13 protein-coding genes are annotated in these 13,807 nt (G+C 50.0%); 1 reads left to right on the forward strand and 12 read right to left on the reverse strand.

Going from position 1 to position 13,807, the window contains the following annotated elements:
* Positions 1 to 5 precede the first annotated feature (5 nt).
* From dinG to PO771_RS12475, 12 genes are all read right to left on the reverse strand, one after another.
* Positions 6 to 2,867, reverse strand: a complete 2,862-nt coding sequence (dinG, locus tag PO771_RS12420) for an ATP-dependent DNA helicase DinG (RefSeq protein WP_272559996.1) — start codon at positions 2,865 to 2,867, stop codon at positions 6 to 8.
* Positions 2,868 to 2,943: 76 nt separating this feature from the next.
* A complete protein-coding gene (locus PO771_RS12425) occupies positions 2,944 to 4,347 on the reverse strand; it encodes a tetratricopeptide repeat protein (RefSeq protein WP_272559997.1) in 1,404 nt (467 codons plus the stop codon).
* A 125-nt stretch (positions 4,348 to 4,472) separates the two neighbouring features.
* Positions 4,473 to 4,856 carry an aspartate 1-decarboxylase gene (gene panD, locus PO771_RS12430; RefSeq protein ID WP_272559999.1) on the reverse strand — a complete coding sequence of 128 codons (384 nt, stop codon included), beginning with the start codon at positions 4,854 to 4,856 and terminating at the stop codon, positions 4,473 to 4,475.
* Positions 4,841 to 5,710: a pantoate--beta-alanine ligase gene (panC, locus tag PO771_RS12435; protein ID WP_272560000.1), complete on the reverse strand. Its 870-nt coding sequence runs from the start codon at positions 5,708 to 5,710 to the stop codon at positions 4,841 to 4,843. Before panC ends, panD begins: the two co-directional genes overlap by 16 nt.
* A complete protein-coding gene (panB, locus tag PO771_RS12440) occupies positions 5,707 to 6,564 on the reverse strand; it encodes a 3-methyl-2-oxobutanoate hydroxymethyltransferase (RefSeq protein ID WP_272560001.1) in 858 nt (285 codons plus the stop codon). Before panB ends, panC begins: the two co-directional genes overlap by 4 nt.
* A 281-nt stretch (positions 6,565 to 6,845) precedes the next feature.
* On the reverse strand, positions 6,846 to 7,823 hold the full coding sequence (locus PO771_RS12445) for a biotin--[acetyl-CoA-carboxylase] ligase (RefSeq protein ID WP_272560002.1): 978 nt from the start codon (positions 7,821 to 7,823) through the stop codon (positions 6,846 to 6,848).
* Positions 7,810 to 9,024: a CCA tRNA nucleotidyltransferase gene (locus tag PO771_RS12450; protein WP_272560004.1), complete on the reverse strand. Its 1,215-nt coding sequence runs from the start codon at positions 9,022 to 9,024 to the stop codon at positions 7,810 to 7,812. Before PO771_RS12450 ends, PO771_RS12445 begins: the two co-directional genes overlap by 14 nt.
* Positions 9,024 to 10,166 (reverse strand): N-acetyl-alpha-D-glucosaminyl L-malate synthase BshA, encoded by a 1,143-nt coding sequence (bshA, locus tag PO771_RS12455; protein WP_272560005.1) that lies wholly within the window; start codon positions 10,164 to 10,166, stop codon positions 9,024 to 9,026. The genes PO771_RS12450 and bshA overlap by 1 nt, the downstream gene beginning before the upstream one ends.
* 23 nt (positions 10,167 to 10,189) lie before the next feature.
* A complete protein-coding gene (gene bshB1, locus PO771_RS12460) occupies positions 10,190 to 10,906 on the reverse strand; it encodes a bacillithiol biosynthesis deacetylase BshB1 (protein WP_272560006.1) in 717 nt (238 codons plus the stop codon).
* Positions 10,903 to 11,322, reverse strand: coding sequence for a methylglyoxal synthase (locus PO771_RS12465; protein WP_272560007.1), 420 nt, complete (start codon positions 11,320 to 11,322; stop codon positions 10,903 to 10,905). The genes bshB1 and PO771_RS12465 overlap by 4 nt, the downstream gene beginning before the upstream one ends.
* Positions 11,323 to 11,336: 14 nt before the next feature.
* Positions 11,337 to 12,140 (reverse strand): 4-hydroxy-tetrahydrodipicolinate reductase, encoded by an 804-nt coding sequence (dapB, locus tag PO771_RS12470; protein ID WP_272560008.1) that lies wholly within the window; start codon positions 12,138 to 12,140, stop codon positions 11,337 to 11,339.
* A gap of 108 nt (positions 12,141 to 12,248) precedes the next feature.
* The gene (locus PO771_RS12475) at positions 12,249 to 12,599 is read right to left on the reverse strand and encodes a nucleotide pyrophosphohydrolase (RefSeq protein ID WP_272560009.1); all 351 of its coding nucleotides are present in this window, start codon (positions 12,597 to 12,599) and stop codon (positions 12,249 to 12,251) included.
* Positions 12,600 to 12,713: 114 nt separating this feature from the next.
* On the opposite strand from PO771_RS12475, the gene PO771_RS12480 reads away from it, so the two are divergent.
* Positions 12,714 to 13,571 (forward strand): YitT family protein, encoded by an 858-nt coding sequence (locus PO771_RS12480; protein WP_272560010.1) that lies wholly within the window; start codon positions 12,714 to 12,716, stop codon positions 13,569 to 13,571.
* Positions 13,572 to 13,807: the final 236 nt, after the last annotated feature.

Below are 13,807 nucleotides of genomic sequence, written 5' to 3' on the forward strand. Positions count from 1 at the left end.
CCAGATTACGGTTTGTCCAGCCAATCTGCAATATCATCAAGCAGTTCTGTGGTGGGTTTCGTTAATACGGTCGTTTCCGGAAGTGACTGTAGGAACAGCCGCCCGTAGCGTGCCTCAACAATGCGGCGGTCATACACCAGTACGACACCACGGTCAGTACTCGTACGAATCAGACGCCCAAATCCTTGTTTGAAACGAATAACAGCTTGCGGAACTGAAAGCTGCATAAAAGCATTTTTCCGCTCTGCCTCAAGCTGCTGATTGCGTGCTTCCGTGAGCGGGTGATTAGGCGGCACGAACGGCAGGCGAACGATCGCCACACAGGACAGGTCCTCTCCTGGAATATCGATACCTTCCCAGAAGCTACTTGTACCGAGCAGCACACACGCCTCAAGCGTTCGGAACTGCTTTGTCAGCTTCGTTCGACTTCCTCCATCGACCCCGTGGCCAAGCACACTAATGTCAGCTTCTTTGAGCCGTTCCTTAAGCGGTTCGTACACGACCTTTAGCATCGAATACGATGTAAATAGTACAAGCATCCGCCCGCGTGTCGTAATAGCTACTTGTGCAAGCGAGTCAATCAGCGCCTGGACAAACTGTGCTTCTGACGAACCTTTGATGCTTGGAATATCGCTTGGAATACAAACAAGTGTCTGCTCTTTATAATGAAAAGGAGAAGCAAGCATAGCTGTGTCCATGCTGCCTTCTGCCAGCAAGTCCGCAAGCCCGAGCCGATCTGACGCATAACGAAACGATGACTGAACGCTCAAAGTAGCGGATGTTAACACAACACTTTCCTTTTTATCAAAAAACAGTTCACGCAGCGTGCCGGATACATCAATCGGTACGCGGTGCAAATATATGCCGCGTCGGGTACTGCTGCGCACATCCAGTTCAATCCAGTATACATACTCGTCATCGTTCTGCAATACCATATTGTGCAGCAGTTCTGCATACGACTGGCAGTCTTTGCATACACCGCCCAGGTCTGTCAGCAGCCCGCGCATGTCAGACGGCGCATCATCGCCATGAATCCCGGCATAAATCAGTTCTAGCTTACGCCCGACATCAAGCAGCATATCGACGCCGTTGCGCACCGCCGATACAGCAGCGCGTCCAAAGCGGCTATTCAAATCATCCGGCTTGTAGCGCATAACCGTATGACCGACTTCCTCCGCTTCTCTGGCACGCTGATACGACCACTGGTACAGCATCTGATACATCTCACGCATCGTATCCTTTGCTTCACGCACAAGCTGGTATGCCGTCTCAATCGCATGTTTGCTTTCTTCATAACTTCCTTGATCCCACGCTTGAACCGCTATCTCCACTTCTTCAAGCAGGCCCACTCCTTTATCAGGATGGAGGCGGGCAAGCATGCCCTCTACCTGATAGGAAGATACCATGTCCCCAAGATGATGGCTTGCCACTTCTTCAAAATGATGGGCCTCATCAATCACAGCATACCCATACGCCGGCAAAATCCGGTGCTCAGCGTGCATATCTGTAAACAACAACGAGTGATTCGTAACGATAACCTCAGCCTGCTGAGCCCGTCGCCGTGCCTGATGATAATAGCAACGGGAAAACCATTGGCACTGGCGGTTCAAACACGAGTTCGAATCGCTCTGCACCTGCTTCCAGTACACTTGCCCACCAGATGGCAGGCTAATTCCCTCCGCATCCCCGGTTTCCGTCTCTGTCAGCCATACAAGCATCTGCGATTTACTTAGCTGCACGTCATAATTATCTTGCGTCTCCTCTAGGCTGTGTGCAAATTTGCGCATACATACGTAGTTGTTCCGCCCTTTGAGCACCGAGATGCGTGGTGCATCCTCGCCAAAAATCGCTGTCAAAATCGGCAAATCCCGGTCATACATCTGTTCTTGCAACTGAATCGTATGCGTAGAGATAACGACTTTTTCCTGCTGCTGTTTCGCCCAGTATACAGCAGGGATTAAATACGCCAGTGATTTTCCTGTACCCGTGCCCGCTTCAACAAGCAGATGCCGCCCTGATTCAAACGATTCATACACTTGTTTCATCATCGTCACCTGTGCCGGACGCAGTTCGAATCCGGGCATGTACGCAGCAAGTGCTCCATCTTCCCCAAACAATCCATCCACAAACGAAAGAAAATCACCATCTAAGGCAAGCGGACTATCCGTTAGGCGCTCGGTCCCCAGTCTGCGCTTCAGACAAATCTGATGAACGGCTTCCAGCATCTCCCCTGGTTCATATTCTCCCGCTCTCACTTTGGCCTGCTCTACATCAGCAAGCAAACTCTCGATATCTGAATGGAAAGATCGACTCATCTGACGGAGCCGCTGAATGGTTAGAAGTGGCAAGCTTCTGAGTTTTTTAAGTAAATGTAGCAAAATATACGCCGTTGCTTCCGCATCAGAATCCGCCTGATGAGGTCGATCGTGCATAATATCAAGACCCACCGCCAAGTCGGACAGCCGATATCCCTCTTGTGCCGGCAGCAAAAGCCGAGAGAGCTCGACGGTATCGAGTAAAGGGCCTGTGAATGAACGATAGCCTGCATCGGCCAATGCATTCTGTAGAAAGGAAAGATCGAAGAAAACATTATGGGCGACAAACACCGCCCCATCAAGCATTTTTAACAGCTGTGGAAGCACGTCTTCGATACGCGGTGCATCTGCCACCATCTCATCTGTAATTCCTGTCAGCTTTTCAATAAAAGGAGAAATGGTCACTTCCGGATTGACAAGCGAAGCAAACCGGTCGACAATCTCGCCGTCTCGTACAAGTACCGCCCCGATCTGAATAATTCGATCTCCTTCTTTCGGACGATTACCTGTCGTTTCAAAATCGACCACCGCAAAAGTATTCAAACGTTTCACCTCTACCTCTTGTTCCCTTATTATTTTCTATTACTTAAAGCAGAAGTGCAATAAAAAGAAGCAGGAAACTTGCCTCTTATGACCAAAATTGCCATGCTTCCTGCTGTTTTCCGCTTGTATAATGAACAAATCCAGCATACAATTCACTCTCTGGAATCATCCCGCTCTCTTTGCTGGCGGTAAAATGACGCAGCGCATCCGCCCCCCGTCCTTCGGCAAGCGCAATGCGACCAAGATGATAATGTCCAAGCGAACGCACATCCTCGTCTTCGTGTTCAAGCAATGCTTCACTCATTGCAAGCGCCTCCTTCATCCGGTGCGCCCGCAATAACAGCTCGATGCGTCCGGCCCGTGCGAGTGGATAGGCATACTCCTGCTCAATCCGCTGAAAAATACGGTCGGCCCGTTCGTAATCTCCATTCTCAAGTAAAACCCATGCATACGAACAAGCATAATCTGGCCGCTTAGGCGCAAGTGTAAGCGCATACTGTAAATACAGGGCAGCCTGTACCTCACGCTTCTCCTGCCAGAGCGACCAGCCAAGCCCGTGCCATACATCGGCGTCATCCCGTCGTCTTGTAAGAAGTTCCCGATAGCAGCGCACCGCATCCGTATACCGATGCAGCTGTTCATACATATGGGCAATATCATCCTGCTGGTCTGCCGCAAGTGTAAGCGACTCAGCCAAACCAAGCAGCTCAGCCGCACGATCCGGCTGCTTCTCTTCCACATAACAAGTCGCAAGAAGCAGGAGAACATCCGCATCCGGATCAGCTTCATCAAGCAATGGTTTCGCTGCTTCTACTGCATCCCGGAAACGACCAGCGTGGGCCAGTACAAGGGCATAATTATACCGGGCATCTGCAAAAGCCGGATACGTTGCCAACGCCTGCTCGAACAGCACAAGACTTTGCTCGATTTGCCCATCCAATGCGGCCATACAACCGAGCGCACTTGCGGAAGCCGCTTGAATAAAAGCATGACTGCTCGTCTGGAGTAACAGGCGGAACTGCGCAGCTGCCACATCCTGATGACGAGACAACCAAAAGCCAAAGGCAAGATACAGACGTGCTATCTCCATATCAGGCGCCTCCTCGACTACACCAGCAAACGACTGTACAGCCTGCTCATACATCGACAATGTAAAATACCCCTGTCCCTGGCGAAACCGCATAGCAAGTGGACGAGACAAATAAATTTCGCTATGTGAGCTAGAAGGAGACTCTCTCTCATCGATTGCTCCTGCTTCACCCGATGCAAAGTACACTTCCTCGTTTTCCTCCTGTTCAAAAGCCCGCTGCACACCGACCAACTTCTCCTCAAACCGGAGCCATTCCTCCACAATCCGGTCACTTGCCGCACGCAAATGTAATACTTCTAAATACAGCGCCTGTCTGCACTCGGAGTTTGCTTGTTTCATCGCTCCTTCAATTTTGACAAGCTGTTCGATTAGCGTAGAAAAATAATGGGTAAGCAGCATACAGATACCACCTTTCGCATTCACTTGTGAATACTTTCAGTGTGTCTCCTAGAAGAGAAGGTATGCGCTTATAAGCAAAAGGGACTGTCCCATTTAGACAGCCCCTCTTCGTAGAACGTATTTACTTACAGCACAGTCGCATGAATTTCTTCACCGATCATCTGAGAAATTCGATTATTTTCATCCATGATCGCTACTTTCGGCTTATACGCGCGAGCATCCACATCCGTCATCATCGCGTATGCAATGATAATCACAATATCACCTGGCTGTACAAGACGGGCCGCTGCACCATTCAGACAGATCACGCCACTGCCGCGTTCGCCTTCGATTACATACGTTTCCAGGCGAGCACCATTGTTGTTGTTCACGATCTGCACTTTCTCATTCGGCAAAATGTCAACCGCATCCATAATATCACGGTCAATCGTAATACTACCTACATAGTTTAAATTTGCCTCTGTAACAGTAGCACGGTGAATTTTAGATTTCATCATCGTACGGAACATACGCTTTCCTCCTTCGCAACCTCAACCAGTATGTTATCAATGAGACGGGTAGTTCCAAACCGGACCGCCAGCGCAATTAGACAGGTGCCTTCGAGTTCATCCGTAAGCTGCAAATCCGGATACGTCCGCAGCTCGATATAATCAATTTCAGCAAGCGAGCTTGTGCTAATTACCGCCTCCATCGCCTGACGCAATACCGCTGTATTACGTTCACCGTCTGCAAGCAATTGTCGTGCTTCTGTAAGAGCACGGGACAATACAAGCGCCTGCGTGCGTGCTTCTTCCGAGAGATATACATTACGTGAGCTTAAGGCTAATCCATCTGCTTCCCGCACAATCGGACACGGAATCACTTCCACCTGCATATTGAGATCACGTACCATCTGCATAATAACCGCAACTTGCTGTGCATCTTTCATACCGAAAAATGCATAATCCGGATTTACAATGTTCAACAACTTCATCACAACCGTTGCCACACCATCAAAGTGCCCAGGGCGAGAAGCTCCGCACAGCGCATCCGTAATCTCGTGCACGGATACGATCGTGCGGCTCCCTGTCGGATACATCTCTTCAACCGACGGGAAGAACAACAAATCCACACCTGCCTCGGCTGCCAGCTGGCTGTCACGCTCTAAATCGCGCGGATAACTGTCAAGATCTTCATTCGGACCAAATTGAAGCGGATTTACAAAAATACTCATCACCACAAAATCAGCTGTCTCTCGTGCCTTTTTGACAAGGCTGATATGACCTTCATGCAAGTACCCCATCGTCGGAACGAAACCGATTTTGTTCGGGCGAATATTTTTCAGCGCTGTGCGCAGTTCCTGAATGGTTGAGACCGTTCTCATTGTTTGACACCTTCTCCGTATAATTGTTCAATCACTTCTTCTTTGATCGTAAATGTATGCTCGGCTGCCGGAAACGCCCGGGTACGTACTTCATGCGCATACTGTGCAATCGCCTGATGTATGATGGCCCCTGCTTCACCGTACCGCTTCACAAACTTCGGCACATGGCCTCCACCATACCCGAGAATATCATGATAAACAAGCACCTGGCCATCACAACCCACACCCGCTCCAATCCCAATGGTTGGAATAGAGAGCTGCTTCGAAATGAGTGTCGCAAGCTGCTCAGGTACGCATTCCATCACAAGTGCGAACACCCCTGCTTCTTCCAACGCTTTCGCATCGTCAAGTAATTTTTGGGCAGCTTCTGGTGTTTTGCCCTGTACTTTATAGCCGCCAAGCTGATGAACCGATTGTGGCGTTAATCCAATATGACCAACAACCGGGATACCTGCCTGTGTACAGCGGCGAATGAGTGGTGCAAGCTCTGCACCGCCTTCAATTTTAACGGCTTTCGCCAGACCTTCCTGCATGATGCGGCCCGCATTGCGCAGCGTCTCTTCTATCGTGCCGTGGTATGTCAAAAACGGGAGATCCGTAACAACAAATGCCCGACTAGCCCCACGGGTAACCGCTTTCGTATGATGAATCATGTCATCAAGTGTAACAGGAATCGTCGAGTCATAGCCGAGGACGACCATTCCAAGCGAGTCACCCACTAGAATCATATCTACCCCCGCTTCTTCTGCTATCTTCGCGGACGGATAGTCGTACGCTGTCAGCATAACGATCTTCTCACCATTCTTTTTTTGTTCTTTCAGTGATGCCGTTGTTATAGGCTTTGTGCTTGCCATTCATTCATTCCTCCTTGTACAATGTGAGCGATGAAGGGAGGTCAACATGCACCCATATAAAAAGCGCCTTCCGCACAGGAAGACGCATCATATCCACATTCGTCATGGGCATGCTTGTCCTCTGTCTCGGTCCTTATCGGCTCAGAGCAGATTTGCATTACGTATTTATAAATGATTCCAAAAATAAAAAAAGGCATGCCTGGTGCCGTTCATATGATACAGCCCTGACATCCCCATTATAAAACAACTTCAAAATAAACCGCAATGCTTTTGCGTTCAACTCAAGCGTGTACTTCTACATCCGCTGCGTACACGTTAGTCAGTTCACCATCATCTTTTCGCACCAGCAATACGCCCGAATCATCAATACCTTCCGCCACACCTGTAAACGAACCGTGCAGCGTACGAATGGTAACTCGCTTGCCGATTGTAATGGCACATGCTTCCCAGCGCTTGCGAATCGGCGCAAACCCTTCAGCTATATACAGATCGTACAACTCTTCTAAACGGCGCAGCACCTCCTGAATGAGCGGCACACGACGCAGCGGTTCTCCTTTCACGATACGAAGCGATGTTGCTACTCCCAATACATCTTCTGGAAACTGTTCCGGCAGCGTATTTACATTAATCCCCATCCCGATGATCAGCCAGTTGATGCGGTCCGCTTCGGCATTAAGTTCTGTCAAAATGCCGCAGATTTTTTTTCCATCTATGAGCACATCGTTCGGCCACTTAATCTCAGCTGGAATCCCATAAGTCGCACGAACCGCTTCGACAATCGCTACCGCCGCCAGAAGAGTCAGCTGTGGGCAGCGCTGCAGTTCAAGCTCCGGGCGTAACAGCAAACTCATCGAGATGCTTGTACCTGGCGGTGAATGCCACACGCGTCCGAGGCGTCCCTTGCCACCTGTCTGGGTGTCTGCGACAACAAGCGTTCCCTCAGGCGCTCCTTCTTTAGCCAGCTCCTGGCACCGATTCTGCGTGGAATCAATCTCAGTATAGTAATGAATATGCTGGCCGAAAACTTGTGTGGCAAGCCCGACTTTAATTTCTTCTGCAATCATCACATCCGGTGTCGATAGCAGACGATATCCTGCACGACGCACCGCTTCAAATACATAGCCTTCCTGACGCAGCTCCTCGATATGCTTCCATACAGCGGTGCGCGAAACGCCCAACTGTTTACTAATCTCTTCTCCGGAAATAAACGCATCCCCGCTCTGTTTCAATAGCGCTAGCATTTTTTCACGTATTGACATCCACAATCTCCTTTGCCCGGATCAGAAGTCCCGCTCTTTCATTTGACCTCTGTCCCTCGTTTACTTCTTCCGCAAGCGCCATGAGCGTCTCTCGAATCCACGGTCCACCCCTGCGGGCAAGTTCTCGCTGCAGATCTGCTCCACTTACAGCAAGCTCGGTCAGCGTGTGGATGGCCATCTGCTCATATTGTCTGCGCACTTCATCTACTAGAACGGCTTGTCCATTCAATACGTCTGCGACCGTTGCGGCACGCTCGACGACTGCAAGGCCGTTTTCGACAAGCAGCTTGCCAATCTCACGCTGATCAGGGCGGGTGCGCAGCACCTGCGCAATGCGCACGATCGATCCACACATCTGAATGAGTTTTTTCTCACACCGCAGCGCCCGAAGCACCGCAGACACTCGCTCTGTTTTTTCTACGCTCAAAAATAAATACGCCCAGCGCTCGGCTAACCCGGACAGACGCGTAATCGCGACAGGCTTCCAGTCTGTCGAACAAGTGACCAAAAGCTCATCAATCCCCGGCATATGTGCTGCAAGCCCTGTCGTAAGCACATCCTGAACGGCGCGAGACGCACCCGAAGCAGCAAGCGCCTTGTTCCATTCTGTCTGAATGCGCTCCACTGCTACATGACGAAGTGTCTCCGCCTGTTTACATACAGCTTTAAATGTCGATTCATCAATCACAAACGCTAACTGGCTAGCAAACCGGATACAACGAAGCATACGAAGCGCATCCTCTGCAAACCGCTCCTCAGGACGTCCGACTGCTCGAATTACACCGCGTTGCAAATCCTCCTGTCCGCCAAACGGGTCGATTACTTCACCACGCAGCCCAAGCGCCATCGCATTCACCGTAAAATCCCGCCGGGCCAGATCTTCTTCAATCTGATCCACAAACGCTACGCTATCCGGTCTCCTGTGATCGGCATAGCCGCTTTCGGTCCGATATGTGGTTACCTCAATGGGCACATCATCAATTAGCACCGTAACGGTACCATGCTGCATGCCAGTTGGCACCGTACGGGCAAACAGGCGAATTACGTCTTCCGGGTGCGCTGACGTGGCGACATCGAGATCATGGACCTCTCGTCCTAAAATCGTGTCACGCACATAGCCGCCCACAAAATATGCCGTATATCCCGCTTTCTCAAGCGCTGTCAGCACCTGCTTCCCCGCTGTGAGCACTCGCTCGTCCATCAGCTTACGCCTCCCGCTGAGTTGTCCTGCTTCAGCACCCGTCGATAAATCGCTTCGTACTGCTCTGTAATCGTAGTATGGCAGAATGTATGATACGCCCGCTCAATCGACTGACGAGCAAACTTCTCATACATACCTGGATCAGATACAAGCTGAATCGCCCGAGCCGCCATACCATCTACATCCCCTATCGGCAGCACAAAGCCTGTTTCTCCATCCAACACAACTTCAGGAAGGCCGCCCGCATTACTTGAAATGACCGGCTTGCCGCACGCCATCGCTTCCAGCGCAACAAGTCCGAAGCTTTCCTGCGCAGACGGAAGCAGCAGCACATCTGCCATGGATAGCACACAGGCGATATCTTCCTGCTTACCCAGGTAAATAACGTCTTCATGTAAGCCAAGTGTATCACTTAGATTACGGACGACCGGCAGCTCTGGCCCTTCCCCAATCATCAACAACTTAGCCGGGATGCGCTTCCGGATGCGATGGAACGTATGAATCACGTCTTCAGGACGCTTCACCGACCGGAAATTAGAAATATGAATGAACACTTTTTCCCCGTTTGGTGCATACTCGTTCCGCACCTCACACATATCACGCGGATAATATTCTCGCTTATCGATGAAGTTGTACACAAGATCAATCGGCTTCTCGACCTGAAGAACTTCCCGCGTCTGCTTGATGAGACTATTCGATACAGCCGTCACCGCATCACTATGCTCAATGCCAAAGCGGATCATATCTTTTAATGTATGATCATATCCAAGCACAGTAATATCCGTTCCATGCAACGTCGTGACCACTTTTAACTGATCGCCGACCATTTGCTTGGCCAAATACGCAGAGATCGCATGCGGTACCGCATAATGTACATGCAGAAGATCAAGCTTTTCCATCTTCGCCACCTCTGCCATCCGACTTGCCAGCGTCAAGTCATAAGGAGGGTATTGAAACACCGAATAACTGCTTACATCTACTTCATGAAAATAAATATTCCGGTAATACTTACCGAGGCGGAACGGCATCCCTGATGTAATAAAATGCACAATATGTCCGCGTTCAGCCAGCAGTTTTCCAAGCTCGGTTGCCAGAATACCGGAGCCGCCTACAGACGGATAGCATGTAATTCCAATTCTCATAATCGTTTGTCGTCCTTCCCCGTTTACAAAAAGCTCGGAAGCAACAGCGGTGTCCGGCTTACGTATCCTTCTGCGTATGCCACACCTACATTCTGCCCAAACCCATACTCACGCGCCCGTACCCGCTCAAGATAGCCTGTTGTCAGCGGAGTTGCCACCGAACCTTCTTCCATCTCAAACTGCGAACGGTACGCGCCAAGCGCAGACATTTTCGCTTCCATCTCTTCACTAATATCAAGCAAAAACTGCGGCTCTGTCTGACCGTTAATAAAATAAGCGAGATCATGTTCGACTTTATGAGTCGGCAGCGATACGGATTCGTTTGTTTCGTATTTGCGGATGCGTGCATTAAAGATCGCTTCCCGTACAAGCATGCTGCACATGCCATGATCAGGATGACGATCCTCCCAATATGGAGAAAGCACAACACGCGGTCGGTACAGTCGGATAACATGGGCAATCGCCCGGATTTGCTCCGGTACGAGCGCAAGCCCCCGATCTGGCAGTCCAAGTGTTAAACGGACATGCAGCCCGAGCGTACGGGCTGCTTCCGCTGCTTCCTGCTGTCTACGTTCTGGCGTTCCGTTTGATGACAATTCGGCATATGTCAGATCACAAATGCCGACTTTCTTTCCTTCTTTCGCCCATTTATGTAGAAGTCCTCCGGCGCCGATCTCCACATCATCGGGATGTGCGCCAAATGCGAGGGCATGGAGCGGTTCCTGGTGCTGATTATTCATGCTCGTGCATCCCCTTTATACTTGTGCACAATATCGCGCCATGCAAAATTCCCCCGTTCGAGCGCATGAATAAGCATCTCGCCCGTCGCAATATTTGTCGCAAGCGGAATGCTATGTACATCACACAGGCGCAAAAGTGCCGTTACATCCGGTTCATGCGGCTGCGCCGTCAGCGGGTCGCGCAGAAAAATGACCAGATCCATTTCGTTCTGGGCAATAAGCGCCCCGATCTGCTGATCTCCTCCAAGCGGACCAGATAAAACACGGTGGATGGTGAGTCCAGTCGCGTCTGCAATGCGCGAGCCCGTTGTTCCGGTTGCGTATACAGTATGTTCTGCCAGTACATTCCGGTAGGCAATCGCAAAATTCACCATCTCATTTTTCTTGTTATCATGAGCAATGAGCGCAATATTCATCGGGTAGGTTTCTCCTAAAACATAATGTTTTCCAGCCCATAGACGAGCCCGGTATATTCCATAACTTTCTTAACAGACAGATTAATGCCTGGCATAAATGATTCTCGGTTAATCGAGTCATGGCGAATCGTCAGTGTCTGGCCAACCGCACCGAAAATTACTTCCTGATGTGCGACTAGACCTGGCAGACGTACGCTATGGATACGGAAGCCACCATAGTAGCCACCGCGTGCCCCATCAATCGTTTCTTTCTCATCCGGGTGACCCTGGCGCAGCTCCTCACGCACGGCCTGAATCATCTCAGCCGTTTTCACAGCCGTTCCAGATGGCGCATCCAGCTTCTGGTCATGATGCTGTTCAATGATTTCAACATGCGGCATGTATTTGGCTGCTTCCTGAGCGAAACGCATCATCAGCACCGCCCCAATTGCGAAGTTCGGAGCGATGATCGCGCCCACATTATTTGCATGACAAAGTTTGTCCAGTTCCTCAATATCCTCTGGCGTAAATCCAGTTGTACCTACTACCGGACGAACTCCCATCTCAATTGCAATTCGCATATTCTGCTTCACAACGTGCGGCGTTGTCAGATCGACGAGCACGTCTGGTTTATGTACGGCAAGCGCCTCACGAAGATCTGCGACGAAAGGAGCCCCAATTTCTCCGATTCCGATGGTCACCCCAACATCTCCCCCGTTGTATTTCGGGTCAATCCCGCACACGAACTCTAAATGCTCACTATCTTTTATAATCATTTTTACCGCTTCTGCCCCCATGCGGCCACGCGGTCCTGCTACTGCAACTTTAATTTTTGTCATGTTCCAAATCCCTCTTTCTCGTTTTCTCTCGCGTTATTTCTTTTCGCCAATTATATTGTAAATCCCTTGCATCGCCACACTTTGTAGCAAGCTTATGATATATGTATACTAGTTTTCAGCCGTATCGATTTTTGTCCATCGGTCTTTATCACGCGTATTAAACTTATGCATCATCGCATGGAACGCTTCTTCGAGATCAATGTTTAACGAGTTGGCGAAACAAATCAAAATAAACAGACAGTCCGCAAGCTCCATATCAATTGTATTCTCCGCTTCGTCTTTGCGCTTCGGTTTCTCTCCATAGTAATGATTTACTTCTCGCGCCAGCTCACCTGCTTCTTCTGTCAGACGTGCCATCAAGGCAAGCGGAGAGAAATAGCCTTCTTTAAATTGCCCGATATAGCGATCGACCACCGCCTGCATCTCCTGCATGGTCATCGACTGTTTCTCCTGCGCCATACTTGTACCTCCTTCCGTATTTGTTCTTAGTTTCTATGTTACCGCACAGGTGGAAGATTGACAAATTTATGGCTATAATAAAAGCGATATGGAACACATTCTGGGAGGACATGCATGAACTACCATATTCGCAATATTACAGCAATCCTGATCGGCTCTGCCATCATGGGTTTTGGCATTAATTACTTTAATATCGCAAATCGACTATCGGAAGGCGGCATAACCGGGATTTGTCTCCTTCTCAAGTATGTATTGAACTGGGACCCGGGTGTAATGAACTTGCTTCTAAACATCCCCCTGCTGTTCATCGGCTGGAAACTTCTCGGGCGTCAGACAGCGATTTATACCATTATTGGAACGATCGCCGTTTCTGTATTTTTGACCGCCTTCGCACCCTTCCGCCACCCGATTGAAAACGATAAACTTCTGGCCGCCCTTTATGCAGGTGTCACCGTCGGGATCGGCTTAGGCATCGTATTCCGGTTCGGCGGCACGACAGGCGGCGTCGACATTGTCGCACGATTGTTTCATAAATATTTTGGCTGGAGCATTGGACGAACGATGTTTATTTTTGATATTGGCGTTATTTCGTTATCGCTGTACTACCTGAATCTCGATCTGGCAATGTATACGCTTGTCGCACTCTTCCTATCAGCACGCGTTGTAGATTTTGTTCAGGAAGGGGCGTATGCCGCTAAAGCGATTATGATTGTTTCTGATCATGCGGAGGACATCTCGCAAAAAATTATGCAGGAAATGGGACGTGGCGCTACCCTTCTAAAAGGGCGCGGTGGTTATACAGGGCTTGATAAGGAAGTGTTATACTGTGTGGTCAGCCGTAATGAGCTCGTTCGGTTTAAAAATATCGTGCATAAAACTGACCCTCATGCCTTTATCACTGTTAACGATGTGCATGAAGTGTTCGGAGAAGGCTTTACGCTGGATGAGAAGAAGCAGCCGCTTGCGCGTTGATGGATGGATGGTGGTTTCTCCAAAGTGTGGTGGAGGAGCGGGATCGGGTGGGACCTCGTCACTTTGGTACGCTCGCTAAGGAGTAAGAGCTGTCCGCTCCAGGTGCTAGGTAAACTCGCCCACAAAAGAGAGCCCACGATGTATTCGCATCGAAGTATTGTGGGCAAAAGCCCGTTCACCTAGCCCCTTCCGCTGGGGATCGCGTACAGGTGTTCCGTTGCCCCACCCGATCCCGC

The organism is Aneurinibacillus uraniidurans (assembly GCF_028471905.1).
Taxonomy (GTDB): Bacteria; Bacillota; Bacilli; order Aneurinibacillales; family Aneurinibacillaceae; genus Aneurinibacillus; species Aneurinibacillus uraniidurans.